Below are 24,941 nucleotides of genomic sequence, written 5' to 3'. Positions count from 1 at the left end.
CACAGCTCGGCGTCCGGCAGCTGACCTCCACCTGTGGATCTGAGGCACCGGCCGGGGCAGCCGCAAGGCACCAGATCACGGCCCCGACCGTCTTCGCCCACCTCGGCCGCCCCCCGGACCGCACCACGTACCGTGGCGCCTCCGCCCACCACGCCTTTCGCCGCCACGCCCCCTCGCCGGGTGCCGGCGTCGGAGGACCCCGCCCAGGGCCGGGCAGCCGCCCCGAGCGATCAGATCAGCTGAGACGTTCTCACGAGGGTCATGACGACGACAACGGCCAGTACCAGCGCACAGGTGCCGTACTGGATCACTGTGCGCCTCGAGCGCGGGGCGTGGATCATGGCGTACCCCATCACCACACCGGCGACGAGCCCGCCGAGGTGGGCCTGCCAGGCGATGTTGAAGCCGGGGCTGAAGGTGATGATCAGGTTGATCACCAGCAGCGCGATGATCGGCCGCATGTCGTAGTTCAGCCGGCGCATCAGCACGGCGGTCGCACCGAACAGTCCGAAGACCGCCCCGGAAGCACCGAGCGAGGGCTGGTTCGGTGCGGCGATCAGATAGCTGAGCGCACTGCCCGCGAGACCGGACACCAGGTAGAGGGTCAGGTAACGGGCCCTGCCGAGCGCCGCTTCGAGCGGGCCGCCGATCCACCACAGACTCAGCATGTTGAAGATGATGTGGATGTAGCTGCCGTGCAGGAACATCGAGGTCAGCAGTCGGTAGTACTGCCCCTCCGCCACACCCTCCAGCGTGCCGAGGTGGGGCACGAAGGCCCGGCCGATGAGGTCGAAGCGGTCGGTGAAGGTGTCCCCGACCGACATCTGGACCAGGAAGGCCGCCAGACAGATGCCGATGAGGATCTTGGTGATCAGCCTGGGGTCCGCCGTGACCGTGCCCCCGGCGAGCGTCCGCGGCACCGACGCGCTCGGGGCGTGTCCGGTGCCCGAACCCCCACGGACGCATTCGGGACACTGGAAACCGACCGCCGCGTCGACCATGCACTCGGGACAGATCGGCCGGTCGCAACGGGTGCAGCGGACGCCGGTCTCACGGTCCGGGTGGCGATAGCAGGAGGGGACGCTGTGGGCGTCCCGCGGGCTGCCGGCAGCCTGGTCGTCCATGGAATCCCCTCGGTCGTCGAAAAAACCCCGCCCCGCCCATCCTTACGGACGAGCGGGGCGATTGGTTCCCTGCGGGCGATCTCGCTCGCCCGAGGCTCCGGGCCGGGCGGTTCAGGCCTCGCGGATCTCGACCGACTCGATGACCACGTCGTTCACCGGACGGTCCGTCCGCGGGTTGGTCTGCACGGCGGCGATGGTGTCCACGACCTTCTGGCTGGCCGCGTCGGTGACCTCACCGAAGATGGTGTGCTTGCGGGTCAGCCACGCCGTCGGGGAGACGGTGATGAAGAACTGCGAGCCGTTCGTGCCCGGCCCCGCGTTGGCCATGGCCAGCAGGTAGGGCTTGTCGAAGCGGAGGTCCGGGTGGAACTCGTCCTCGAACTGGTAGCCGGGACCGCCGGTGCCGTTGCCCAGCGGGTCACCGCCCTGAATCATGAATCCGCTGATCACCCGGTGGAAAACCGTGCCGTCGTAGAGCTTGTCCGTCGACTTGGCACCGGTCTGGGGGTGCGTCCACTCCCGCTCGCCCTTGGCGAGCTCGACGAAGTTCTTGACCGTCTTCGGCGCCTGGTTCGGGAAGAGCCGAACCTCGATGTTGCCGTGGTTGGTCTTCAGGGTGGCGTAGAGCTGCTCAGCCACGATGTGCCTTCCGTTGTCTTTCGGTGACCCCCCGATCCTCCCACGGACCGGGTCCCGTAAGTCGTCCGGCGCCCGTTCACATGCCACACCCGTGCCGTCCACCCGTCGGAGAGACCGGCGAGTGTGCGCCCGACAGGGGCGCAGGGCGGCGATCCGTGGCATGGTCGACCACAAGCCCCTTGAATGACCGCTTCGTCCTCTATCGCATTCGATCAACTGCACCGGCAACCGCACCGGCACCCGTATGCCCGTCCGCGCATGCCCGACGGCCGCGCGCGATGCATGATCCGTAAAAGGGTGGAAAGTCGAAATACCGTACGCCACCGAGGAGGAGGAACCCGTGACCCGCATCGACAGCGTGCGCGCCGCGACCGGTTCGGCGAAGGACAGCGTGCTGCACGCCGCGGAAGTGGTGGCGCCCTACGCCGACACGGCCAAGGAAAGGGCCGCGCACTACGCACAGGAGGCGCGCGTACGGCTGGCGCCCAAGGTGACGCAGGCCGCAGGCCAGGCCCGTGTCCAGTACGGCGCTCACATCCAGCCATACCTGGAGCAGGCCCGGACGCACGTGCCGCCGAAGGTCGACCACGCCGCCCAGGAGGCCGCCGTCCGCACCCGCAAGGCGGCGCGGCAGGCGGCCGACTACTCCCGTCCCCGGATCGAGCAGGCGATCGCCGTCGCGGGTCCGGTCACGGAGGAAGCCGCTGCCCGCAGCGCGGCGGCCCTGGCCGCGCTGCGCGGTCAGGTCACCGCGCGGCAGATCCAGAAACTGGTCCGCAAGCAGCAGCGCCGGGCCAAGGCCGGCCGGGCCGCCAAGGTGATCCTGATCGCCAGCGCCCTCGCTGGTGGCGCCTACGCGGCCTGGAAGTGGTGGGACCAGCAGGCCAATCCGGACTGGCTGGTGGAACCGCCGGCCGCGACCGACGTCCCCGAGGGCGCCACACTGACGTCCGTGGACGGCAGCGGCGCCACCCTGGACCCGGAGGTCCAGGCCAAGGAGGCCGAGGAGGAGGCCGCCAAGCGCGACGACCAGACCTGACGCGCGACGGCCGCCGACAGCGCGGTGGGCCGGGAGATCCGAGCGATCTCCCGGCCCACCGCGCTGTTTCACGTGAAACGAAGGACCCCTCCGTCCGCTTTTCCGCAGATCGGAGGGGTCCGATTGTGGAGCCTAGGGGAGTCGAACCCCTGACATCTGCCATGCAAAGACAGCGCTCTACCAACTGAGCTAAGGCCCCGGAAACGAAGCATCCGCCCGGAAAGAGCATCCCGGCGGGCGTCGCACACCAGAGTACCGGGTCACCCCCGGGATTCGGCAAAAGGATTGGGGGTCCCCGTGACCAACCACTCTCCGTAAGATGCTCGGACGTGGTTCGCTACAGCGAACCGCGGTTCTTGGGGAAGCGATGGGGAGACGCAATGGACGCCGCACAGCAGGAAGCCACCGCAAGAGCGCGGGAACTGCAGCGGAACTGGTACGGGGAGCCACTGGGGGCGCTCTTCCGTAGGCTCATAGACGACCTGGGCCTCAATCAGGCTCGTCTCGCCGGAGTGCTCGGTCTGTCCGCGCCGATGCTGTCACAGCTCATGAGCGGCCAGCGGGCCAAGATCGGCAATCCCGCGGTCGTCCAGCGGGTCCAGCTGTTGCAGGACCTCGCGGGACAGGTCGCGGACGGAAGTGTCAGCGCAGCCGAGGCAACCGAGCGCATGGAGGAGATCAAGAAATCGCAAGGGGGGTCGGTGCTCAGCAACACCACGCAGACGACGAGCACTTCGGGCGCTCCCACGGTCAAGCGGGTCGTCCGCGAGATCCAGTCCCTGCTGCGTTCGGTGGCAGCGGCCGGCGACATCATCGAGGCCGCCGACTCCCTCGCCCCCACCCACCCGGAACTGGCCGAGTTCCTCCGCGTCTACGGAGCAGGCCGCACCTCGGACGCGGTGGCGCACTACCAGTCGCACCAGAACTGATCCCCGCCCGGCCGCGGCACGCGGAGGGCGACGGCACAGGGGGAGGGGCGGGGCACGGCATGGGTGAGGTGTTCGCCGGCCGCTATGAGCTGGCCGACCCGATCGGACGCGGAGGGGTGGGCGCCGTCTGGCGCGCCTGGGACCACCGACGGCGCCGCTATGTGGCGGCCAAGGTGCTGCTGCAGAGCGATGCCCACTCCCTCCTCCGCTTCGTCCGCGAACAGGCTCTGCGCATCGATCATCCCCATGTGCTCGCCCCCACCAGCTGGGCCGCCGACGACGACAAGGTCCTCTTCACCATGGACCTGGTCGCCGGCGGCTCGCTGGTCCACCTGGTCGGCGACTACGGCCCCCTGCCGCCCCATGTCGTGTGCACCTTGCTGGACCAGCTGCTCGCCGGGCTGGCCGCCGTCCACGCGGAGGGGGTCGTCCACCGCGACATCAAGCCCGCCAACGTGCTCCTGGAAGCGACCGGTACCCGGCGCCCGCGGCTGCGCCTCTCCGACTTCGGCATCGCGATGCGCCTGGGCGAACCCCGGCTGACGGAGACCAATCTGGTGGTGGGAACGCCCGGTTACCTCGCACCGGAGCAAATGATGGGCTCCGAGCCGGACTTCCCCTCCGACCTCTTCGCCGTGGGCCTGGTCGCCCTGTATCTGCTGGAGGGCGCCAAACCGGACACCAAGGCTCTCGTCCAGCACTTCGCCGCCCACGGAACGCCCGGTGCACCCCAGGGCATCCCCGAGCCCCTGTGGCAGGTCGTGGCGACCTTGCTGCAGCCGGACCCCGACGCCCGCTTCCGTACCGCCACCGGGGCGCGCAAGGCGCTTGCCGCGGCAGCGGAACTCCTTCCTGAGCCGGGCCCCGACGACGAGCAGATCGAGATCTTCGACCAACTCGGTCCGCTCCCACCCGGGTTCGGGCCCGACGGGCCGCAGAGACGCGCGTCGGGCGTACGGCTCGGCGGGACCGGCGGGGCCACGGCCACCACCGAGGCCCACCGGCTCTCGGCACAGGGCTCCGGCGCGGAGGACGCGGACGCGCGACCCGGCTCGCCGGCCGGAGGCCGGGCGAGCGCCGCCTCCGCCCCCTCCGGCGACGAACGGGGCGAGGCCCCCTCGCCGGAGGCCGCCGACGGTGAGCTGAACGCCCACGACAGAGGCGTCGGCGGCCGGCACGGCGACGCCGACGGGGACCCGGTCGGCACGGACCCGTCCGCGCCGGTCCCTGTACGCACCCCGGCTGTCCCCGGAGGAGTCGAGACACCGCCCGGACCGGCCCCCTCCGAGCACATGGCCCCGCTGGAGGCGCAGCCGGCAGCACCCCCCGCCGCATACGGCCACGACAGGGCCATGGCCTCCCCACCCGACGATCCCCGCCGCTCTACCGCCACGCCGGCCACACCTGCCACCGTCGGCCCGCCCACCACACCCCCCGCCGAGGCCCCGCCCGCACCTCAACACCAGCCACAGCCCAGCATGTCGGACACCGGGAGCTTTCATCTTCCGCCACCCGACGCGCCCCCCACTCCGAGTCCGGCGCCGTCTCCCCCCGTCGCACGGCAGCCGTCCCCACCGGTCCCGGCACCGCAGGCGCCACCGCACTCGTCGCCCCCGTCGCCCTGGCCGCCACCCGGCCCCGGCCCGGACCCCGGCCGGGCCTACGAACCACAGGAGCGGCACCAGCAGGCGGAGCAGGAGGCACTGCAGCAGGCCCCGGACGCCTTCCCCCGGCAACCGCTCCCCGCCCCTTTCCCGGGCGTTTCCCCGCACGACCCCACGCATCCGCCGCACACCCCCCTGCAACCTCGTCCTCCGGCGTATCAGGCCCCGGCCGGACGTCCGTACGCCGATGCCTCTACTGCTGAATACACCGCCCAAGCCCCGCGGGTTCCGCCTTTCGGCGAGGCAATATCGGCACCGGCCACCGGTTCGCCCCCCGCCCACCGCCGTCCAAGACGCCCCGGCCCGCCCGCGAAGGCGGCGGTACCGCTGCTGCTGCTGGCCCTCCTCTGTTACGCGGTGGGCTTCTGGGCCCTCAGCCACCTCTGAGCGCCCCGCACGCAGCAACCGGCCGCCCCACCACCTCAGCCCTCAGCCTCAGCCCTCAGCCTCTGCCCTCAGCCCGCGCCCCTCAACCCTCGCCGTTACATCGGCGCACGGGCGACACACGGGAACCCCAACGCGGGGGAGGGGCCACCGACCGACGAGGGGCGGCAACGGCGACGAGGGGCGGGAGTGGGGACGCGGGAGCCGGGGCTCGGAAGCGAGGACGCGGAAGCGAGGACGCGGGAGCGCGTCTACTCGCAGGCAGTAAAGGAGCAGCTCTGCCCGACCCGCGCTAAGGGGTGGCTCTGCGGCGGGCCACGACCGTCCACACGCCGAGCCCCGCCAGCAACGCGCTACCGGCACCGAGACCGCCGACCGCCAGGGCCAGCATCGCGGTGCCGCCCCCTTCGGTGCCCTCGTCCGCCGCACGCCGGTCGGCCTCGGTCACCGTGAAGACGCCCGGGGGGACGGCCTGCCCCGCGTAGGCGGGCCCGTGCTGCGCCGTCCCCTCCACCCGCACCCGCAGCGTCAGCGGTACCGGTCCGGTGCCGAAGTCGTCGGCGACCTCCGCCGCCAGGTGGGCCACGAGGTAGTACGTACCGGCGGTCCGCACCGCCCCGATCCTGGCGGTCGCCGCATGACGGTTGGCGTGCGCGACGGGAGGCAGGACGGGCAGGGTGCCCGCCTTCTGGCCCCCGTCGTAGGCCACCCGCACGTCGGCGACATGACCGCGGACGGGGTTGTAGAGGTCGAGGTCCAGAGCCGCGGCGACGAAGCCCTTGCCGTCGCCGTCGGTGCTGCCCAGTTCGGCCGTGACGGACACCTGCTGGCCCCAGTCCACGGGCACCGTGTAGAAGAGAGTGCTGCCGGGGTGCACGTCGTCCCGCCACACCCCTTCGCCGAGTGGGGTCGCCCGCGCGAACCCGGCGCCGCCCGCCCGCCGTTCGGCCGCCCCGCCGACGGGCTCGGGGGACGCCGAATTCCACTCCCGGGGTGCGCGCGTCGCTTCCTCCCGCTCCAGCGGCGGCTCCGTCACCACGGCGAGTTCCAGGTCCCAGTCACGGGGGGAGGCCCCCTCGCCGTCGGGGTCGGTGCGCTCGACGGTCACGAAGTAGGTACCGGCCTCCTTGCACAGCGACGTGCGGCGGGAGACGTCGCGCACGGCCGACGCCGTGACCGGGTGCGGGCTGCGCGCGGCCCCGAAGCCGGCGGTGTCGACGTCGCAGGAACGTCCCCGGGAGTCCCGGAGACTCACCTTGATCCCGTCGGTGACCGAGGAGGCGCGCAGGTCGGCCGGTGGAACGGCGGTCGCCGAGACGTACGCGGTGGAAGAGTCGTCGAGCCGCAGGCCGTAGTGGACCGGGCCGCGGGCCGGAAGGGTGCTGCGGTAGGCACGTCCCGCCTCCAGCGGCTGCGCGTCCGCGGTGCTCTGCGCCCCCGCCGCGCGCACGGCGTCCTCGGCGAAGGCGTAGCTTCCCGGGGCTCCGGGCGCCGCCTGCACGGGCGGGGCGCCCAGCGCCGCGAGGATCACCGCGGAGGCGAGTACCGGAACGCCCGTCCGCCACGCCGTGGCTGCGCCGTCCCGCCCGGCTCGTGTGCGCTCCCTCGCCTTACACCGCCGTCCCCTCACGCGCCACCCCTCGTCGTATCCCGGACGTCGATCAGGCGCCCATCCTGCCGCGCGGACCGGGTCCGGCGACAGGACCCCGTGACACACGAAACCCCGACCGCCGGGGCGGTCGGGGCGTGTTCAGCTCGGCTGTCGGTACTCAGGAACCCGTGGGCACGGAGTCAGTCGCCTCCGTCCACAGATCCTGCTCGGCGCGATCCGCCTGGATCTGGCGGTACACGAGGAGCCCGCCGATGGCGGCCAGTGCGACCAGGAGAAGCTTCTTCACCGCGCTACCTCGTCTTTCCTTGACGTAGGGGACTTCTGGCGCCCGACTATACACACCGGCCGATACCAATCGGTGACCTGCCCGGGCGCCTCAACTCGCCCTCTTCCTCGCTGAGTAGAAGCGGAATTCGCCGATCCGACCAGAGCGTGACGACACCCGCACGGACGGTGATTTTGACCGCTTCTCACCCGGCTCCCCACATTTTCCCCCTCTTGCACCCATCCGAGTGGTGTTCATCTGAACATCGACGCGCCACGGGCGTCGGTCCACCACTTCGTCGCACTCATACACATCATGAGGAAAGTACGCAAATCGCCCAACCCGAAAGTGAGGGACCGTGGCCAGGAACAAGGTCATGAAGCTCTGGACCGTCATCGTCACCGCCTTCCTCGCGCTGTGCACGGCGCTCGGCCTGATCACGACGACGGCCTCCGCCGCCGTACAGCAGAGCGAGACGAGCCGCAACAGCGAGAGCTCCTCCGAGACGACGGCACCGGCTTCGTCCCTCCGGGTCCATCCGCACGCCAGGTCGCTGCCCCCCACGATGAAGCAGCGCATCCGCGCCGAGGCCCACGGCACGTCGCCCGGCTGCCGGCAGCACCCGTTCGCCGACTCCGTGGCCGCACCGGCGGACCCGGACTGCTCCGACGGCGCCACCGCCCCGGACGACGCCACCGCCCCGGACGACGCCACGGCACCGGCCGGCCCCCTCACCGGCCATCGCATCCCGCTGCAGCGCTGAACCCTCTGGGGACACCTCATCCCGTGCCGTTCCGCTCCCCCGAGTCCTGGCGAACTTGCGTACAGCACCGCACGGCACGCCACAGGCCCGGCAGCTCCCACAGCTGCCGGGCCTTCCCCATGCCCGCGCCGCGGCACATCCGTAGCGGACTCCCCGGTCCTTCCTCGGTGCTCGAGCGACGGCCGGTAACCCCTTCCCCTGCCCGTGCGCAGGGAAGCAGCGGACAGGAGGCATCCGAGCCCAGGGCGGGGACGCCGGAAACCTCGCCGGACTTCTCGGCGATGCGCCGCACCACACAGAGGGGACATCGTGGCGAAGCGCCCGTTCCTGACCTGGGCACACAGCAGCCCCACGGCGGCATTCGTTCGCGGCGTGGGGGTGGGCGGCAGGAGCCGTTGTATGGCTCATCGATCGCCCCGACGCAGAGGGCTCGTCCGTGTTCCTCGTGTGCGCCGGCATCTCCGCGCCGGCCTGGACCGTCTTGGGCTTACAACGCCTTCGGGCGAGGCGGACCGCTGGTGGTCCGAACGGTCGGCGGAGCGGCTTCGGCCCGAAGCTGCCACGCCGTGGACGCCGAAGACCCCCAGCCGGTATCGACTGGGGGTCTTCTCGCTGGTGGGGCTAACTGGATTTGAACCAGTGACCTCATCCTTATCAGGGATGCGCTCTAACCAACTGAGCTATAGCCCCGCCGCGCTCTGCGGGGTCGTCCCGCGCGCTGACTCCTGAAGATTAGCGCACGACCGGGGCAGTCCCAAAATCGGTTGCCGGAGGGCCGTCGGAGCAGGCCGGGAAGGCTCTGCGCACCCCTCACTCGTCCTCGGCCAGCGTCAGCTCGACGCCGCCCACGAAGCCCGCGGACAGGTTGTAGATGAAGGCGCCGAGAGTCGCGAGGGCCGTCGCCAGGACGACGTCGATGACCGCGATGACCGTGGTGAAGAGCAGGACGTTGGGCAGCGACAGGAACGACTGCAGGTCGAAGCCGTTCGACTCGTTGGAGCCGGTCGCCTCGGCGATGGTGCCGCCCACGGTCGAGAACACGCCCATGGCGTCCATGACCATCCACAGCACCGCCGACGCGACGATGGTGCACACCCCGAGGGCGATGGAGAGCAGGAAGCTGACCTTCATCACCGACCAGGGGTCCATCTTGGCCACCCGCAGACGCGCCTTGCGCACGCGCGGGGTGGTGCGCGCCCCGGTGCGCGGGCGACGGACCGCGCCGGTCTGGCCGGCGGCCGCCCCGGCCTGCGCCGGATAGGCCTGCGGGGGGTGGTAGGGGCCCGCCTGCTGCTGCGACTGCCGCTCCCCGGGCAGCGGCGAGGCCGACTGGCCCGCGCCGCGCGACGCGGCCCGCTGTGCGCCGCGGCCGTCCGTCCCGCCTGCCCCGGAAGGTCCCTGCGGGCCGGACGCGCGGGTGTCGTCCTTCACCGGCTTGAGGTTGGTGGTGTGCGGATCGTTCGCCGGCGCGGCCGAGCCACGGGCACCGCCGTCCGTCCCCGTACTGGTACCGGCCGGTCCGGCGCCCGTGGCTCCGCTCACGCTGACTCACTCCTCGTCCTACTCGGCCGAGGGCGCCTCACCCTCGGCCGCACCGGTGGTCGCGGCACTCTCGTCGGTCTCGTCCACGGCCACGTCGCCGTCGACTTCCTCCGCCTCGCGTCCCGCCTCGGCGTTACGGGCGATGCCGACCACGGCATCGCGCTTGCCCAGATTGATCAGTTGGACGCCCATGGTGTCACGGCCCGTCTCCCTGACCTCGTTGACTCGCGTACGAATCACGCCGCCGGACAGCGTGATGGCGAGGATCTCGTCGGTCTCCTCCACCACCAGCGCGCCGACGAGGGTGCCGCGGTCCTCGACGATCTTGGCGGCCTTGATGCCGAGGCCGCCGCGACCCTGGACGCGGTACTCGTCGACGGCGGTCCGCTTCGCGTACCCGCCGTCCGTAGCAGTGAACACGAACGTACCGGGTCGAACAACATTCATCGAGAGCAGCTCGTCCCCTTCACGGAAACTCATGCCCTTGACGCCCGAGGTCGCACGGCCCATGGGACGCAACGTGTCGTCCGTGGCGGTGAACCTGATCGACTGCGCCTTCTTGCTGATCAGCAGGAGGTCGTCGTCGGACGACACGAGTTCGGCACCGATCAGTTCGTCGTCGGAACCGTCCTCCTGCTCGCGCAGGTTGATCGCGATCACACCACCCGAACGCGGAGAATCGTAGTCCTTCAGCGCGGTCTTCTTGACCAGACCGGCCTTGGTGGCGAGCACCAGGTACGGCGCGGCCTCGTAGTCGCGGATCGCGAGGATCTCGGCGATCACCTCGTCCGGCTGGAAGGCCAGCAGGTTGGCCACGTGCTGACCGCGCGCCTCCCGCCCGGCGTCCGGCAGTTCGTACGCCTTCGCGCGGTAGACCCGGCCCTTGTTGGTGAAGAACAGCAGCCAGTGGTGCGTCGTGGACACGAAGAAGTGGTTGACGATGTCGTCTTCCTTGAGCTTCGTGCCGCGCACGCCCTTGCCGCCGCGCTTCTGAGCCCGGTAGTCGTGCGTCTTGGTGCGCTTGATGTAGCCGCCGCGGGTGACCGTGACGACGATGTCCTCCTCGGCGATCAGGTCCTCGATGGACATGTCGCCCTCGTAGGGGATCAGCTTCGTCTTGCGGTCGTCGCCGTACTTCTCGACGATCGCGGCCAGCTCCTCGCTGACGATGCCGCGCTGGCGCACCGGGGAGGCGAGGATCTGGTTGTACTCGTCGATCTTCGCCTGCAGTTCGTCGTGCTCCTGGACGATCTTCTGGCGCTCCAGGGCGGCCAGCCGGCGCAGCTGCATCTCCAGGATCGCGTTGGCCTGGATCTCGTCGATCTCCAGGAGGTCCATCAGGCCCCCGCGCGCGATCTCGACGGTGTCGCTGCGCCGGATCAGCGCGATGACCTCGTCGATGGCGTCCAGGGCCTTCAGCAGGCCGCGCAGGATGTGGGCGCGCTCCTCGGCCTTGCGAAGGCGGAAGCGCGTCCGGCGGACGATGACCTCGATCTGGTGCGTCACCCAGTGGCGGATGAACGCGTCGAGGGAGAGCGTGCGCGGCACGCCGTCGACCAGCGCCAGCATGTTGGCGCCGAAGTTCGTCTGCAGGTCGGTGTGCTTGTACAGGTTGTTCAGCACGACCTTGGCGACCGCGTCCCGCTTGAGCACGATGACCAGGCGCTGACCGGTGCGCGAGGAGGTCTCGTCACGCACGTCGGCGATGCCGCCGATCTTGCCGTCCTTCACCAGGTCGGCGATCTTCTGCGCGAGGTTGTCCGGGTTGACCTGGTAGGGCAGCTCGGTGACCACCAGGCACTGGCGGTTCTGGATCTCCTCGACCTCGACCACCGCGCGCATGGTGATCGACCCGCGGCCGGTGCGGTAGGCCTCCTCGATGCCCTTGCGGCCCACCACCAGGGCGCCGGTCGGGAAGTCGGGGCCCTTGATGCGCTCCATCAGCGCGTCGAGCAGGTCCTCCTGGGAGGCCTCCGGGTTCTCCAGGTACCACTGGGCACCGGAGGCGACCTCGCGCAGGTTGTGCGGCGGGATGTTGGTCGCCATGCCGACCGCGATGCCCGCCGAGCCGTTGATCAGCAGGTTCGGGAAGCGGGCGGGCAGGACGGTCGGCTCCTGGGAGCGGCCGTCGTAGTTGTCCGTGGAGTCGACGGTCTCCTCGTCGATGTCGCGGACCATCTCCATCGACAGCGGCGCCATCTTGCACTCGGTGTACCGCATCGCCGCCGCCGGGTCGTTGCCCGGGGAGCCGAAGTTGCCGTTGGAGTCCACCAGCGGCATGCGCATCGACCACGGCTGCGCGAGGCGGACCAGCGCGTCGTAGATCGAGGAGTCGCCGTGCGGGTGGTAGTTGCCCATGACGTCGCCGACCACGCGCGCGCACTTGTAGAAGCCGCGCTCGGGGCGGTAGCCGCCGTCGTACATCGCGTACAGCACCCGGCGGTGGACGGGCTTGAGGCCGTCACGGACGTCGGGCAGCGCACGCGAGACGATGACGGACATCGCGTAGTCGAGGTAGGAGCGCTGCATCTCCGTCTCGAGCCCGACCGGCTCGACGCGCAGCGCGAGGCCGTCCTCTTCGGGCGTGACGGGAGTGTTCTCGTCGGTCATTGCTGGTGAAGATCCTTCCTGGTGCGGTCAGCTGAGACCGACTCAGATGTCGAGGAAGCGGACGTCCTTGGCGTTGCGCTGGATGAACTGGCGGCGGGCCTCCACGTCCTCGCCCATCAGGACGGAGAACAGGTCGTCGGCCTGCGCGGCGTCGTCGAGCGTGACCTGGCCGAGGACGCGGTGCTCCTGGTCCATGGTCGTGACGCGCAGCTCCTCGGCGTTCATCTCGCCGAGGCCCTTGAAGCGCTGGATGGAGTCCTCACGGATGCGCTTGCCCCGCTGCCGCCCGATCTCGATCAGCGCGTCGCGCTCACGGTCGGAATAGGCGTACTCCACCTCGTCACGGCCCCACTTGATCTTGTACAGCGGGGGGCGGGACAGGAACACGTGCCCGGCCTCGACCAGCGGACGCATGAAGCGGAACAGGAAGGTCAGCAGCAGGGTGTTGATGTGCTGGCCGTCGACGTCGGCGTCCGCCATGAGAATGATCTTGTGGTAGCGGAGCTTCTCGATGTCGAAGTCCTCGTGCACGCCCGTGCCGAAGGCGGAGATCAGCGCCTGGATCTCCTGGTTCTGCAGGATCTTGTCGATCCGCGCCTTCTCGACGTTGAGGATCTTGCCGCGGATCGGGAGGATCGCCTGGTACTCCGGGTTGCGGCCGGACTTGGCCGAGCCGCCGGCGGAGTCGCCCTCGACGATGAAGATCTCGCACTTGGTGGGGTCGTTCGACTGGCAGTCGGAGAGCTTGCCCGGCAGGGACGCCGTCTCCAGCAGGCCCTTGCGCCGCGTGAGGTCACGGGCCTTGCGGGCGGCCACACGCGCGGTGGCGGCCTGGATGCCCTTGCGGACGATGTCCGCCGCCTCGTTCGGGTTGCGGTCCAGCCAGTCCGCCAGGTGCTCGTAGACGACCTTCTGCACGAAGGTCTTCACCTCGGTGTTGCCCAGCTTGGTCTTCGTCTGGCCCTCGAACTGGGGCTCGCTCAGCTTGACCGAGATGATCGCCGTCAGGCCCTCGCGGATGTCGTCGCCCGTGAGGTTGTCGTCCTTCTCGCGCAGCAGCTTGCGGTCGCGCGCGTACTTGTTGATCAGCGAGGTCAGCGCGGCGCGGAAGCCCTCTTCGTGCGTACCGCCCTCATGGGTGTGGATGATGTTGGCGAAGGAGTAGACGCCCTCGGTGTAGCCGCCGTTCCACTGCATGGCGATCTCGAGGGACAGGCTCTTGTCCTTGTCCTCGGCCTCCAGGTCGATCACGGTGGGGTGCACCACGTCGCCCTTGCGGGAGTTGAGGTACTTCACGAAGTCGACGATGCCGCCCTCGTAGTGGTACGAGACGTGCTTGACCTCGTGCTTCTCGTCCTCGCCCGCCTCGTCCGCGCCGGCGGTGGCCTTCGCCGACTCGCGCTCGTCGGTGAGGTTGATGCGCAGGCCCTTGTTGAGGAACGCCATCTCCTGGAAACGCCGCGACAGCGTCTCGAAGGAGTAGTCGGTGGTCTCGAAGATGTCGGGGTCGGCCCAGAAGGTGACCGAGGTGCCGTGCTCGTCCGTGGCCTCGTGCTTGGCCAGCGGAGCCGTCGGGACGCCGAGCTTGTAGTCCTGCGTCCAGCGGTGGCCGTCGGTCTTGATCTCGACGGACACCTTGGTCGACAGGGCGTTCACGACGGAGACGCCCACGCCGTGCAGACCGCCGGAGACCGCGTAGCCGCCGCCACCGAACTTTCCGCCCGCGTGCAGCACCGTCAGCACGACCTCGACGGCCGGCTTGCCCTCGGAGGGGACGATGCCGACCGGGATGCCGCGCCCGTTGTCGACGACGCGCACGCCGCCGTCGGCGAGGATCGTGACGTCGATGGTGTCCGCGTGGCCGGCCAGCGCCTCGTCGACGGAGTTGTCGACGACCTCCTGCACCAGGTGGTGCAGACCGCGCTCACCGGTCGAACCGATGTACATGCCGGGTCGCTTGCGGACCGCGTCCAGGCCCTCGAGGACGGTGATGGCGCTGGCGTCGTACGAGGCGGTGGCCTCGGCGCCGGCGTCGGTGGACGGGATGATCTCGTTGGGGTTGCCGGAATCGGCCACGAAGCGCCCTTTCTGGCACAGCACGAGCCGAACTCCTGGGAGCACCCCCTGTGGGCGAGGGTCGCCGGAGCGGCTGCGGCATGTTGCGTTGGTAAGCCTTGATCAGCGTTGCTCAGCTTTTCCCGGGCGGTCCCCACGATCGGGGCGGGATTGCCTCCAGTCTACCGGTAGCGCTGACATCGATGGGGGTTTGCCGGTACCTGGATCCGCATGTGCCGCCCTCAACCGGCCGCTCGCGACTCCCGATATGCGGATGGGGGCCCCAGGCGGTCCACGAGGGCACTCAGCGCTTCGGACCGTCAACCCTTGGCTACTGGGGAGTCAGGTGCCGATTCGCAACCCTGTGCGAGGCGTGGACACACCGGGCGGCAGTGCCCCGATCAAGGGGTTGAGAAGCCCTGATGTGATGTCGATCACGTGGCGGGGGAAGGCCGGAAATCGGCGTCCCGTCACCCGTACGTGTCCCCCGGACCGGTGCTTCCCGGCGCGCGCAGAGGGCCGTAGCGGCGTGCGGGACCGCCCGGACCCTGGACCTTGATCTGCTTCACCGTGCCGTGCCCGAGGTCCTGGTTCAGCCGGGCCACCAGAGTCGGCGCGAGCAGCCGCAGGTTCGTCGCCCAGGCCGAGGAGTCGCAGCGCACGACCAGCACCCGCTCGTCCTCGTCGTACCGCTCGGGCGCGCAGTGGTTGGCCACGTCCTCGCCCACGATCTCCGGCCAGCGGCCCATCACACCGCCGACGGCGGCCGGCGCCTCCCAGCCCCGCTCGGTCAGCAGCCGGTTGATCGCCGCACCGAGCGCCATCGGATCCCGCCGGTCGGCACCCGCGCCGGAGCGCAGGCCGCCGCGGCGCGTCTGCTTCCTCTGCTGCGCCGCGTCACCCCGCGCGCGGGCCGCGTCCCGGGCCGCCCGCAGCGCCACCCGGGCGAGATCCACGCCGGACGGCTGCGGAGCGCCCCCCGGGGCGCCCCCGGGCGTACCGGGCTCGCTCATGCGCGCTCCACCGTGCCCTCCGCCACCCGGAACCGCGTCCCGGCGAGCACATGCGGCACGTCGTCGTCCACGGCCGCGGTCACCAGTACCTGCTCACCGGGGGCGACGAGTTCGGCGAGCCGTTCCCGGCGACGGGTGTCCAGCTCCGCGAAGACGTCGTCGAGGACCAGCACCGGCTCGTTGCCCTCGGCCCGCAGCAGGTCGTACGACGCCAGCCGCAGGGCGAGCGCGTAGGACCAGGACTCGCCGTGGGAGGCGTACCCCTTCGCCGGCAGCTCGCCGAGCCGCAGCAGCAGATCGTCCCGGTGCGGACCGACCAGGGTGACGCCCCGCTCGATCTCCTGCTTGCGCGCCTCCGCCAGGGCGGCCATGAGCTGCTCGAACAGGTCCTCGCGGGTGTGCGCCTCGCCGGGCGCGGACGGCTTGTACTCCAGCGCGACCGGCCCTCCGCCCGGCGCGAGCTGCTCGTACGCCTTGTCCGCCAGCGGCTGGAGCGCCGCGATCAGGTCCAGGCGCCGCGCGAGCAGTTCGGCCCCGGCGCGGGCGAGGTGCTGGTCCCACACGTCCAGCGTCGACAGGTCCAGCGTGCGGCCGCCGTGCCGGCGGGCCAGCGCGGCCGACTTCAGCAGCGTGTTGCGCTGCTTGAGCACCCGGTCGTAGTCGGAGCGGACCCCGGCCATACGCGGGGAACGGGCGGTGATCAGTTCGTCGAGGAAGCGGCGCCGCTCGCCCGGGTCGCCCTTGATCAGCGCCAGGTCCTCGGGCGCGAACAGCACGGTGCGGACGATGCCCAACACGTCCCGCGGCTTGACCTGCGAGGAGCGGTTGATACGGGCCCGGTTGGCGCGCCCGGGGTTCAGCTCCAGCTCGATGAGCTGCTGCCGCTCCCCCTGGCGGACCTGGGCCCGGACGACGGCGCGGTCAGCTCCCATCCGGACCAGCGGGGCGTCGGAGGAGACCCGGTGGCTGCCGAGGGTGGCCAGGTAGCCGACGGCCTCGACCAGGTTCGTCTTGCCCTGGCCGTTGGGACCGACGAAGGCCGTCACCCCCGGGTCGAGCGGGACCTCGACCCGGGGGTAGGACCGGAAATCGGCCAACGACAGGTGCGTGACGTGCATGGTCCTTCGCCGACCTCCCCCGGCGCCGCGGGCCGCCGTACGGCCCTGTGGACGACTGGATGTCCTGTGGGTTCTGTGGATCCTCGTGGACCCCTGTGGATTACTTCTTCTCGACCGCGTGCCCGCCGAACTGGTTGCGCAGGGCCGCGATCATCTTCATCTGCGGCGAGTCCTCCTGACGCGAGGAGAACCGCGCGAACAGCGACGCGGTGATCGCGGGCAGCGGCACCGCGTGGTCGATGGCCGCCTCCACCGTCCAGCGTCCCTCACCCGAGTCCTGTGCATAACCCCGGAGGGCGTCCAGGTGCTCGTCCTCGTCCAGGGCGTTCACCGCGAGGTCCAGGAGCCAGGAGCGGATCACCGTGCCCTCCTGCCAGGAGCGGAACACCTCCCGGACGTCGGTGACGGAGTCGGCCTTCTCCAGCAGCTCCCAGCCCTCGGCGTACGCCTGCATCATCGCGTACTCGATGCCGTTGTGGACCATCTTCGCGAAGTGGCCGGCGCCCACCTTGCCGGCGTGCACCGAGCCGAAGTCACCCTCCGGCTTGAGCGCGTCGAAGATCGGCTGCACCTTGGCGACGTCCTCCGCGGCGCCGCCGTACATCAGGGCGTAGCCGTTCTCCAGGCCCCAGACACCGCCGGAGACGCCGCAGTCGACGAACCCTATGCCCTTGGCGGCCAGCTCCTCGGCGTGCTTCTCGTCGTCCGTCCAGCGGGAGTTGCCGCCGTCCACCACGACATCGCCCGGCTCAAGCAGTTCGGCGAGCGCGTCGATGGTGGCCTGGGTGGCCTCACCGGCCGGGACCATCACCCACACCACGCGCGGGCCGGTCAGCTTGCCCACCAGATCGTGAAGGCTGTGGACGTCGGCGAGGTCGGGATTGCGGTCGTATCCGACGACGGTGTGGCCCGCGCGACGGATCCGCTCGCGCATGTTGCCGCCCATCTTGCCGAGGCCGACGAGACCGAGCTCCATCAGTTGTGTTCCTTAGGTTGCGACGTGACGTGGCGTGACGGCACGGCTGTGCCGGGTACCAGGTACCGCCCTGAGCCTAAACCCGGACGCTCACGCACATCTGTGGGCGTATGCGCTCATGCGTACGCCCCCACCTGCGGCTTCCTCCACAGGGCTTCCGGGATCCGGCCGACTCGGCGGAGCCGGTGGTCCACCGGACCCCGGACGAACTGTGCACAGCTGTGGACAGAGCGGCCGCTCAGCCGCTCAGCCGCACCGGCATGATCAGGTACTTGTAGGCCTCGTCCGCCTCCGCGTCGACCGCCGGGCGCCCGCTGAGCAGGGCCGGCTTGGTGGACGTGGTGAAGGACAGCTGCGCCACCGGGGAGTCGATCGCGCTCAGGCCGTCGAGCAGGAACGTCGGGTTGAAGGCGATGGAGATGTCGTCGCCCTCCAGCTGGGCGTCGACCCTTTCCACAGCCTGTGCGTCGTCGCTGGAACCGGCCTCCAGGATCAGTACGCCCTGCTCGAAGCTGAGGCGCACCGGGGTGTTGCGCTCGGCGACCAGCGCCACGCGCTTCACGGCCTCCACGAAGGGGGCGGTCTCGATCACGGCGATGCTGTTGAACTCGGTCGGGAAGAGCGTGCGGTACTTCGGGAGGTCGCCCTCCAGCAGTCGCGTGGTGGTCCGGCGGCCGGCGCCCTCGAAACCGATCAGGCCCTCGCCCGCGCCCGAGCCGGACAGCGCCAGGATCACCTGGTCGCCGCTGGTCAGGGCCTTGGCGGTGTCCAGCAGCGTCTTGGCGGGCACGAGGGCGACCGCCGACGCCTCCGGGTTCTCCGGCTTCCACAGGAACTCGCGGACCGCGAAGCGGTAGCGGTCGGTGGAGGCGAGCGTCACGGTGTCGCCCTCGATCTCGATGCGCACACCCGTCAGGACGGGCAGCGTGTCGTCGCGGCCCGCGGCGATGGCGACCTGCTGCACGGCGGAGGCGAAGACCTCCCCCGGGACCGTGCCGGTCGCGTTCGGCATCTGCGGCAGGGCCGGGTACTCCTCCACGGGCAGGGTGTGGAGGGTGAACCGCGAGGATCCGCACACCACGGTCGCCCGTACACCGTCCGTGGAGATCTCCACCGGCCGGTTGGGGAGGGCGCGGGAGATGTCGGCGAGCAGGCGGCCGGAGACGAGCACCGTGCCCTCCTCCTCGATCTCCGCCTCCACCGAGACCCGCGCCGAGACCTCGTAGTCGAAGCTGGACAGGCTGAGCTGACCGTCCTCGGCCTTCAGCAGCAGGCCGGCGAGGACAGGCGCCGGCGGACGGGCCGGGAGGCTGCGTGCCGCCCAGGCCACTGCCTCCGCGAGTACGTCGCGTTCCACCCGGATCTTCACTGTTGCCGCCTCCTGCTGTTGCCGGCGCTTCTCGCCCTGCCTGGCTTCGTCGTCTGACTCGGTGTCATCGCTCCCGGTGCGGGGAAGGACACCGGGACCAGTCTGACGCACCGCACTGACAGTAGGTGCCGGTCGGGGTCAAGTCGTGACGAGGGGCAGCCGGGGTCGAAGCATCGAGTTGTGCACAGGACCCACTTCGAAACGATTTCCTCGCTCTCTCTAGTTGGGAGTAGTAGTAGGGCCTGTGGATACCGTGGATAACCTCGTTTCCGCAGGTCAAGACCCAGATTTTGTCCACGTCCCCTGTGGGCGGCGGCAGTGGACAACCAAGGGCTTCTGTGGAGAACAGAAAGTTCTGCACACACCGTGCACAGGGCGGGGCGAGTTCTCCCCAGAGCCGTCCCCAGCTTTCGGCGTCTTTCCCACAGGGCCTCGCGGCACCTTGATGTGACGCCTTTCACTCGACCCAGTGAGGGCGGGCGTCGCGTTGCCGAACAGTGGACAGCCATGTGGAGAAAACGGCGTTTGCTGGGGACAAGGGGCTCCAGCCTGTGGGTTGTCCGTGGACAACTTTGTGCACAGGCTGGGGATCGCCAGGTTGTCCACAGGTTGTGGAGATCCTTCGTCCACGAATCCCCAACCCGCTGACCTGGCTCGATCGCTCCTCACCAGGGTGACCTGTGGACGAGGTCGGGACAACTTCGCAGTCCCCAGGATGTGGACGCGAAAAAGTCGTCGAATCTGTGGAGCGCGGCCGTAACCCGGCCATTAATCGAACAGCGGGTGCCGCACGGCGTCGACCGCCGTGCGGCACCGTGCGGTGCGTGGCGCGCCCCGCGTGGCGCGGGCGGGATACCGGACGGTGTTCCGAGGCGCGTACCGTCGGCGGGCCTGCGGGCCCGCGGGACTTCGCGGACGGCCGTGGAGGGGCGGGTGCCGAGGCTCGGGACAAGGCGGACGAGGGGACGCCCTGATCGGCATGCCTGGCATCACCGGTACACATCGCGCGGGCGTCCCTGGCGAAAGCCCCCGGTGTGACGGGGTGGCAGCGGCAGACTCCCCTGCCGAGCGGCTCGGGCCGGTACGGCCCGTAGGGCCACAACGGCGATACAGCCGGTACCGGCGGCACACAGCGGTTCGCAAGCGGCAAGGGAGCCGGGGCAACGGCCACGGCAGGTGTCCGGGAGCGCGAAACCGGGCCTGCGGCAACCGCGTCGCCCGCCGCCCGGGTGTGCTGCGGAGCCCCGGCCCCCGGGCACGACGAAGGGCGCCTCCAGGAGGGTTCCGGAGGCGCCCTCGACGGGCCGGCGCTCTGCCTCAGCCCGCCTTGATGCGGTTGGTGAGCTCGGTGACCTGGTTGTAGATGGAGCGCCGCTCGGCCATCAGATTGCGAATCTTGCGGTCCGCGTGCATCACCGTGGTGTGGTCCCGCCCGCCGAACAGCGCACCGATCTTCGGCAGCGACAGATCCGTGAGCTCCCGGCACAGGTACATCGCGATCTGCCGTGCGGTGACCAGCGCCCGGCCCCGGGACGTGCCGCACAGGTCCTCGACCGTGAGCCCGAAGTAGTCGGCCGTGGCGCCCATGATGGCCGTCGAGGTGATCTCCGGTGCCGAGTCGTCGCCGCCGGGGATCAGGTCCTTCAGGACGATCTCCGTCAGCCCCAGATCCACCGGCTGGCGGTTGAGCGAAGCGAACGCCGTCACCCGGATCAGCGCGCCCTCCAGCTCACGGATGTTCCGGGAGATCCGCGAGGCGATGAACTCCAGGACCTCCGGCGGGGCGTTGAGCTGCTCCTGCACCGCCTTCTTGCGCAGGATCGCGATGCGGGTCTCCAGCTCGGGCGGCTGGACGTCGGTGATCAGGCCCCACTCGAAACGGTTCCGCAGCCGGTCCTCCAGCGTCACCAGCTGCTTGGGCGGCCGGTCGCTGGAGAGCACGATCTGCTTGTTCGCGTTGTGCAGGGTGTTGAAGGTGTGGAAGAACTCCTCCTGCGTCGACTCCTTGTCCGCCAGGAACTGGATGTCGTCGACCAGGAGGATGTCCATCTCGCGGTACCGCTTGCGGAAGCTGTCGCCCTTGCCGTCGCGGATGGAGTTGATGAACTCGTTGGTGAACTCCTCCGAGCTGACGTACCGCACGCGGGTGCCCGGGTAGAGGCTGCGCGCGTAGTGCCCGATGGCGTGCAGCAGGTGTGTCTTGCCGAGCCCCGACTCCCCGTAGATGAAGAGGGGGTTGTACGCCTTGGCGGGTGCCTCGGCGACGGCGACCGCGGCCGCGTGCGCGAACCGGTTGGACGCGCCGATCACGAACGTGTCGAAGAGGTACTTGGGGTTGAGCCGGGCGGTCGGTTCCCCGGGGCCGGTGGCCGGCGCGGGCTGCGCGGCCAGCGGACCGGGCGCGCCGGTGGTGGGCAGGTTCGGGCCGACCGGGCCGCCGCGGTGGACGTGGCCGGAACCGGCCGGGGGCTCGGGCCGCTCGCGCCGACCGGAGTCGCGCGGGTCGTAGTCGCTCCGGTCGTAATCGCCGCGGTCGTAGTCACCGCGGGGCGGGTCGTAGTCGGCACGCGGCTGCTCGTAGGAGGGGCGCTCCATCGGCTGCGGACGGTAGTCCTGCGGAGGCGGACCGCCGTAGCCGTCCTGGCCCCCGTAGCCCTCCCGGTCGCCGTAGGCGTCCTGCGAGGGTGAGGCGTACGGGTCCCGGTCGGGGAAGCCGAGGCGCTGCTGCTGCCAGCCGTACTCGTCCTGCGTGGGCCGGGGCCAGGAGGCGGGCTCCGGACGCTGGTACTCGGAGGGGTAGGCGGGACGGGCGGTGGGGAGCTGGTCGCCGGGAGGGCCGGGATGCTGCTCGGGGCGACGGCGGCCGTACCCCTCGTACCCGTCGTATCCCCCCTCGTACTGGTCGCGCTCCGGACGTTCCGGGCGGGCCGTGGGGAGTTCGGGTTCCTCGTACCGGGGCTGTGCACGGGGCGGGGCGGGCGCCGGAGCGGCCGGAGGTTCGCCGGCGGACTCGTCGACGGTGATGGCGATCCGGATGGGGCGGCCGCACTCGCGGCTCAGGGTCTCGCTGACGACGGGTGCCAGGCGACCCTCGAGCACACCCTTGGCGAACTCGTTCGGCACGGCCAGCAGTGCGGTGTCGGCGACGAGGGCCAGGGGCTGGCAGCGCCTGATCCAGTGCTCGTCCTTCCCTTCGACCCCGTGACCACGGCCCTCGCCGAGAAGCTGTTCCAGAACGCGTGGCCACACTGCGGCAAGATCGGCAGGTACGTCAGCCACAGGGCACGCTCTCTCACAGGTCCCTCGAACGTGTGATTCGGGGACGGGTCGGTGGATCAAGGGGTGGTGAAGGGACACAAGGGAACGAGTCGAAGTCCAGTCACGGTAGTCAGCGCGGCCGGTACGGTTCAAGTTGTTGTCCCCAGGCTGTGGACAAGTGTCTCCCGGCGAGCAGCGGTTTGACCGAATGGCGCAGCCGCGCGTACCGTGACGAGGTCGAGTTGTCGATGGCTGCTGCCGCCTGCCTCCGATGGGCACAGATCGCGCAAGGTGATCGGTCAGCGGTGCACTCGGGCGTAACGCGAGCTACTCGTGGGCGCACGGTGACAGCCAGGACGGCATCCCGCAGACCCCGATCTTTTCTGGAGCCCCCGAGTGAGCAAGCGCACCTTCCAGCCGAACAACCGTCGTCGCGCGAAGACCCACGGCTTCCGGCTGCGTATGCGCACCCGTGCCGGCCGCGCGATCCTCGCGTCCCGCCGCAGCAAGGGTCGCGCCCGCCTGTCCGCCTGATTTCGATCAGGTCATGACGTCGTGCTGCCCACCGACCACCGGCTGAGGCGGCGCGAGGACTTCGCGAACGCCGTACGACGAGGACGCCGGGCCGGGCGCCAGCACCTCGTCGTACACCTTCGTAGCGGTGCCACGGACCCGCACGCGCCTGGGGAGAGCGCTCCTCCGCCGCGTGCGGGTTTCGTCGTGAGCAAGGCCGTGGGCGGTGCGGTGGTGCGCAACACGGTGAAGCGCAGGCTTCGCCACCTGATGCGCGAGCGAATCGGCCGACTGCCCCCCGGTAGCCTGGTAGTCGTACGGGCGTTGCCCGGGGCGGGCGACGCCGACCACGCAGAACTGGCCCGAGACCTGGACGCCGCCCTGCAGCGGCTCCTGGGAGGGGGCACCCGATGAAGTACCCACTGCTGGCCCTGATCAAGCTCTACCAGTGGACGATCAGTCCGCTGCTGGGCCCGGTGTGCAAGTACTACCCATCGTGTTCCCACTACGGCTACACGGCCATCGACCGGCACGGTGCCATCAAGGGCACAGCACTCACGGCCTGGCGCATCCTGCGGTGCAATCCGTGGTCGCTCGGTGGTGTGGACCATGTCCCTCCACGCAAGCGCCCGCGATGGCACGAAATGCTGCGAAGCGCCTGGCGTGCACGCAAGGGCGGGCCCTCCGCCGCCGAACCGGCCACCGAGGGACAGACTTCCCCCACAGGTCCGACGAGTCCTTCGAGCCCGGCCGCTGAGACCTCGTCCCATGCCCAAGGAGCATGATTAGTGGACACGATTGCCAGCTTCTTCAGCTTCATCACGACACCCGTCTCCTGGGTCATCGTCCAGTTCCACACGGTGTACGGCGCCATCTTCGGCCCCGACACCGGATGGGCCTGGGGCCTGTCCATCGTGTCCCTGGTGATCCTCATCCGCATCTGCCTGATCCCGCTCTTCGTGAAGCAGATCAAGGCGACGCGCGCGATGCAGACGCTCCAGCCGGAGATGAAGAAGATCCAGGAGCGCTACAAGAACGACCGGCAGCGCCAGTCCGAAGAGATGATGAAGCTCTACAAGGACACGGGCACCAACCCGCTGTCCTCGTGTCTTCCCATCCTGGCGCAGTCCCCGTTCTTCTTCGCGCTGTACCACGTGCTGAACAGCATCGCGTCGAACAACACCGTCGGCGTGATCGACGAGACCCTCCTCCGGAGTGCGCAGAAGGCCCACATCTTCGGCGCCCCGCTCGCCGCGAAGTTCACGGACAGCGCGGAGAAGGTCCAGGAGCTCAGCGCCTCGCTCACGGACGTGCGCGTCGTCACGGCGCTGATGATCGTCCTGATGTCGCTGTCGCAGTTCTACACGCAGCGCCAGCTGATGACGAAGAACGTCGACACCACGGTGAAGACGCCGTTCATGCAGCAGCAGAAGATGCTGATGTACGTCTTCCCCATCATCTTCGCCGTCTTCGGCATCAACTTCCCGGTCGGTGTCCTGGTCTACTGGCTGACCACCAACGTGTGGACCATGGGCCAGCAGATGTACGTCATCCACAACAACCCGACGCCGGGTTCCAAGGCCCAGGCCGCCTACCTGGAGCGCCTCGCCAAGCACGTCGTGAAGCACGGCGGCACGCGCAACCGTCGCCAGCGCGCCATCGTCAAGGCCATCGTCGCCAAGGGCCGGGACCGCAACGAGCACGAGCGCAGGTTCATCAACGGTCTGGGCAAGTCGGGTCTGGTGGCCCAGACCGACGGCTCCGTGATCAAGGGCGAGGCCACGGAACACGCCGAGGACGGTGCCCAGGGTGGGACGGCGCCCAGGCGGCAGCAGCCCAAGCGGCAGAGCAAGTCGCAGCGCCAGTCCGGCGCTGCCAAGGCCGCCGGCGAGCCCACCTCGTTGACCAAGTCCGACGAACCGCGGGCCGGGAGCAACGCCAAGTCCACCGCCGGCGCCAAGAAGGGCACGGGCAAGCAGCCCGGCAACGGTACCCGCAGCAAGGCCCAGTCCGGACAGCGCAAGGGCCCACAGCGGCCCAAGTCCCCGTCCAAGAAGTAAGAAGGAGT

The 24,941-nt window shown here is 70.0% G+C and carries 20 protein-coding genes and 2 tRNA genes; 8 read left to right on the top strand and 14 right to left on the bottom strand.

Features of this window, described 5'->3' with window-relative positions; genetic code table 11:
- Window positions 1–230: 230 nt before the first annotated feature.
- Window positions 231–1,124 carry a rhomboid family intramembrane serine protease gene (locus AB0F01_RS13940; RefSeq protein ID WP_362094057.1) on the bottom strand — a complete coding sequence of 298 codons (894 nt, stop codon included), beginning with the start codon at window positions 1,122–1,124 and terminating at the stop codon, window positions 231–233.
- A gap of 111 nt (window positions 1,125–1,235) precedes the next feature.
- The gene (locus AB0F01_RS13935) at window positions 1,236–1,763 is read right to left on the bottom strand and encodes a peptidylprolyl isomerase (RefSeq protein WP_362094054.1); all 528 of its coding nucleotides are present in this window, start codon (window positions 1,761–1,763) and stop codon (window positions 1,236–1,238) included.
- Between the two features lie 340 nt (window positions 1,764–2,103).
- On the opposite strand from AB0F01_RS13935, the gene AB0F01_RS13930 reads away from it, so the two are divergent.
- Entirely contained in the window at window positions 2,104–2,802 is a 699-nt protein-coding gene (locus AB0F01_RS13930; protein WP_362094051.1) for a DUF5324 family protein, read from the top strand.
- Between the two features lie 126 nt (window positions 2,803–2,928).
- On the opposite strand, the gene AB0F01_RS13925 is transcribed toward AB0F01_RS13930, so the two are convergent.
- Window positions 2,929–3,001 (bottom strand) — tRNA-Ala (locus AB0F01_RS13925).
- Window positions 3,002–3,182: 181 nt separating this feature from the next.
- Here AB0F01_RS13925 and AB0F01_RS13920 point away from each other — a divergent pair.
- Together AB0F01_RS13920 and AB0F01_RS13915 are read left to right on the top strand one after the other, a co-directional pair.
- A complete protein-coding gene (locus tag AB0F01_RS13920) occupies window positions 3,183–3,731 on the top strand; it encodes a DNA-binding protein (protein ID WP_362094048.1) in 549 nt (182 codons plus the stop codon).
- Between the two features lie 59 nt (window positions 3,732–3,790).
- Window positions 3,791–5,782 carry a serine/threonine-protein kinase gene (locus AB0F01_RS13915; RefSeq protein WP_362094045.1) on the top strand — a complete coding sequence of 664 codons (1,992 nt, stop codon included), beginning with the start codon at window positions 3,791–3,793 and terminating at the stop codon, window positions 5,780–5,782.
- A 289-nt stretch (window positions 5,783–6,071) separates the two neighbouring features.
- On the opposite strand, the gene AB0F01_RS13910 is transcribed toward AB0F01_RS13915, so the two are convergent.
- Complete coding sequence (locus tag AB0F01_RS13910) at window positions 6,072–7,310, bottom strand: hypothetical protein (RefSeq protein WP_362094043.1); 1,239 nt, start codon at window positions 7,308–7,310, stop codon at window positions 6,072–6,074.
- Between the two features lie 238 nt (window positions 7,311–7,548).
- Window positions 7,549–7,677 (bottom strand): DLW-39 family protein, encoded by a 129-nt coding sequence (locus AB0F01_RS13905; RefSeq protein WP_003999697.1) that lies wholly within the window; start codon window positions 7,675–7,677, stop codon window positions 7,549–7,551.
- Window positions 7,678–8,014: 337 nt separating this feature from the next.
- On the opposite strand from AB0F01_RS13905, the gene AB0F01_RS13900 reads away from it, so the two are divergent.
- Window positions 8,015–8,419 (top strand): DUF6344 domain-containing protein, encoded by a 405-nt coding sequence (locus tag AB0F01_RS13900; protein ID WP_362094040.1) that lies wholly within the window; start codon window positions 8,015–8,017, stop codon window positions 8,417–8,419.
- A gap of 613 nt (window positions 8,420–9,032) precedes the next feature.
- On the opposite strand, the gene AB0F01_RS13895 is transcribed toward AB0F01_RS13900, so the two are convergent.
- The 9 genes from AB0F01_RS13895 to dnaA form a co-directional block, all read right to left on the bottom strand.
- Window positions 9,033–9,109: transfer RNA gene (locus AB0F01_RS13895), tRNA-Ile, on the bottom strand.
- A gap of 120 nt (window positions 9,110–9,229) precedes the next feature.
- Window positions 9,230–9,961 carry a DUF3566 domain-containing protein gene (locus tag AB0F01_RS13890; protein WP_362094038.1) on the bottom strand — a complete coding sequence of 244 codons (732 nt, stop codon included), beginning with the start codon at window positions 9,959–9,961 and terminating at the stop codon, window positions 9,230–9,232.
- An 18-nt stretch (window positions 9,962–9,979) separates the two neighbouring features.
- A complete protein-coding gene (gyrA, locus tag AB0F01_RS13885) occupies window positions 9,980–12,571 on the bottom strand; it encodes a DNA gyrase subunit A (protein ID WP_362094035.1) in 2,592 nt (863 codons plus the stop codon).
- Between the two features lie 42 nt (window positions 12,572–12,613).
- Entirely contained in the window at window positions 12,614–14,647 is a 2,034-nt protein-coding gene (gene gyrB / locus AB0F01_RS13880) for a DNA topoisomerase (ATP-hydrolyzing) subunit B (protein ID WP_362094416.1), read from the bottom strand.
- A gap of 449 nt (window positions 14,648–15,096) precedes the next feature.
- The gene (locus tag AB0F01_RS13875) at window positions 15,097–15,639 is read right to left on the bottom strand and encodes a DciA family protein (protein WP_362094032.1); all 543 of its coding nucleotides are present in this window, start codon (window positions 15,637–15,639) and stop codon (window positions 15,097–15,099) included.
- The gene (gene recF, locus AB0F01_RS13870) at window positions 15,636–16,757 is read right to left on the bottom strand and encodes a DNA replication/repair protein RecF (RefSeq protein WP_362094030.1); all 1,122 of its coding nucleotides are present in this window, start codon (window positions 16,755–16,757) and stop codon (window positions 15,636–15,638) included. Before recF ends, AB0F01_RS13875 begins: the two co-directional genes overlap by 4 nt.
- 100 nt (window positions 16,758–16,857) lie before the next feature.
- Window positions 16,858–17,733: a phosphogluconate dehydrogenase (NAD(+)-dependent, decarboxylating) gene (gnd, locus tag AB0F01_RS13865; RefSeq protein WP_362094027.1), complete on the bottom strand. Its 876-nt coding sequence runs from the start codon at window positions 17,731–17,733 to the stop codon at window positions 16,858–16,860.
- Between the two features lie 238 nt (window positions 17,734–17,971).
- Entirely contained in the window at window positions 17,972–19,102 is a 1,131-nt protein-coding gene (gene dnaN, locus AB0F01_RS13860) for a DNA polymerase III subunit beta (protein WP_362094413.1), read from the bottom strand.
- 1,317 nt (window positions 19,103–20,419) lie between these two features.
- Window positions 20,420–22,381, bottom strand: a complete 1,962-nt coding sequence (gene dnaA / locus AB0F01_RS13855) for a chromosomal replication initiator protein DnaA (protein ID WP_362094025.1) — start codon at window positions 22,379–22,381, stop codon at window positions 20,420–20,422.
- 375 nt (window positions 22,382–22,756) lie between these two features.
- Between dnaA and rpmH the strand changes: the two genes are divergently transcribed.
- The 4 genes from rpmH to yidC are packed head-to-tail and all read left to right on the top strand — an operon-like array spanning window position 22,757 to window position 24,933.
- A complete protein-coding gene (rpmH, locus tag AB0F01_RS13850) occupies window positions 22,757–22,894 on the top strand; it encodes a 50S ribosomal protein L34 (protein WP_003956500.1) in 138 nt (45 codons plus the stop codon).
- 21 nt (window positions 22,895–22,915) lie between these two features.
- Window positions 22,916–23,287 (top strand): ribonuclease P protein component, encoded by a 372-nt coding sequence (gene rnpA / locus AB0F01_RS13845; RefSeq protein ID WP_362094022.1) that lies wholly within the window; start codon window positions 22,916–22,918, stop codon window positions 23,285–23,287.
- Window positions 23,284–23,658 (top strand): membrane protein insertion efficiency factor YidD, encoded by a 375-nt coding sequence (gene yidD / locus AB0F01_RS13840; RefSeq protein ID WP_362094020.1) that lies wholly within the window; start codon window positions 23,284–23,286, stop codon window positions 23,656–23,658. Before rnpA ends, yidD begins: the two co-directional genes overlap by 4 nt.
- Window positions 23,659–23,661: 3 nt before the next feature.
- The gene (gene yidC, locus AB0F01_RS13835) at window positions 23,662–24,933 is read left to right on the top strand and encodes a membrane protein insertase YidC (RefSeq protein WP_362094017.1); all 1,272 of its coding nucleotides are present in this window, start codon (window positions 23,662–23,664) and stop codon (window positions 24,931–24,933) included.
- Window positions 24,934–24,941 lie beyond the last annotated feature (8 nt).

The organism is Streptomyces sp. NPDC029526 (assembly GCF_040637405.1).
Classification (GTDB): Bacteria; Actinomycetota; Actinomycetes; order Streptomycetales; family Streptomycetaceae; genus Streptomyces.
This window is presented reverse-complemented; position numbering and strand designations above follow the sequence as displayed.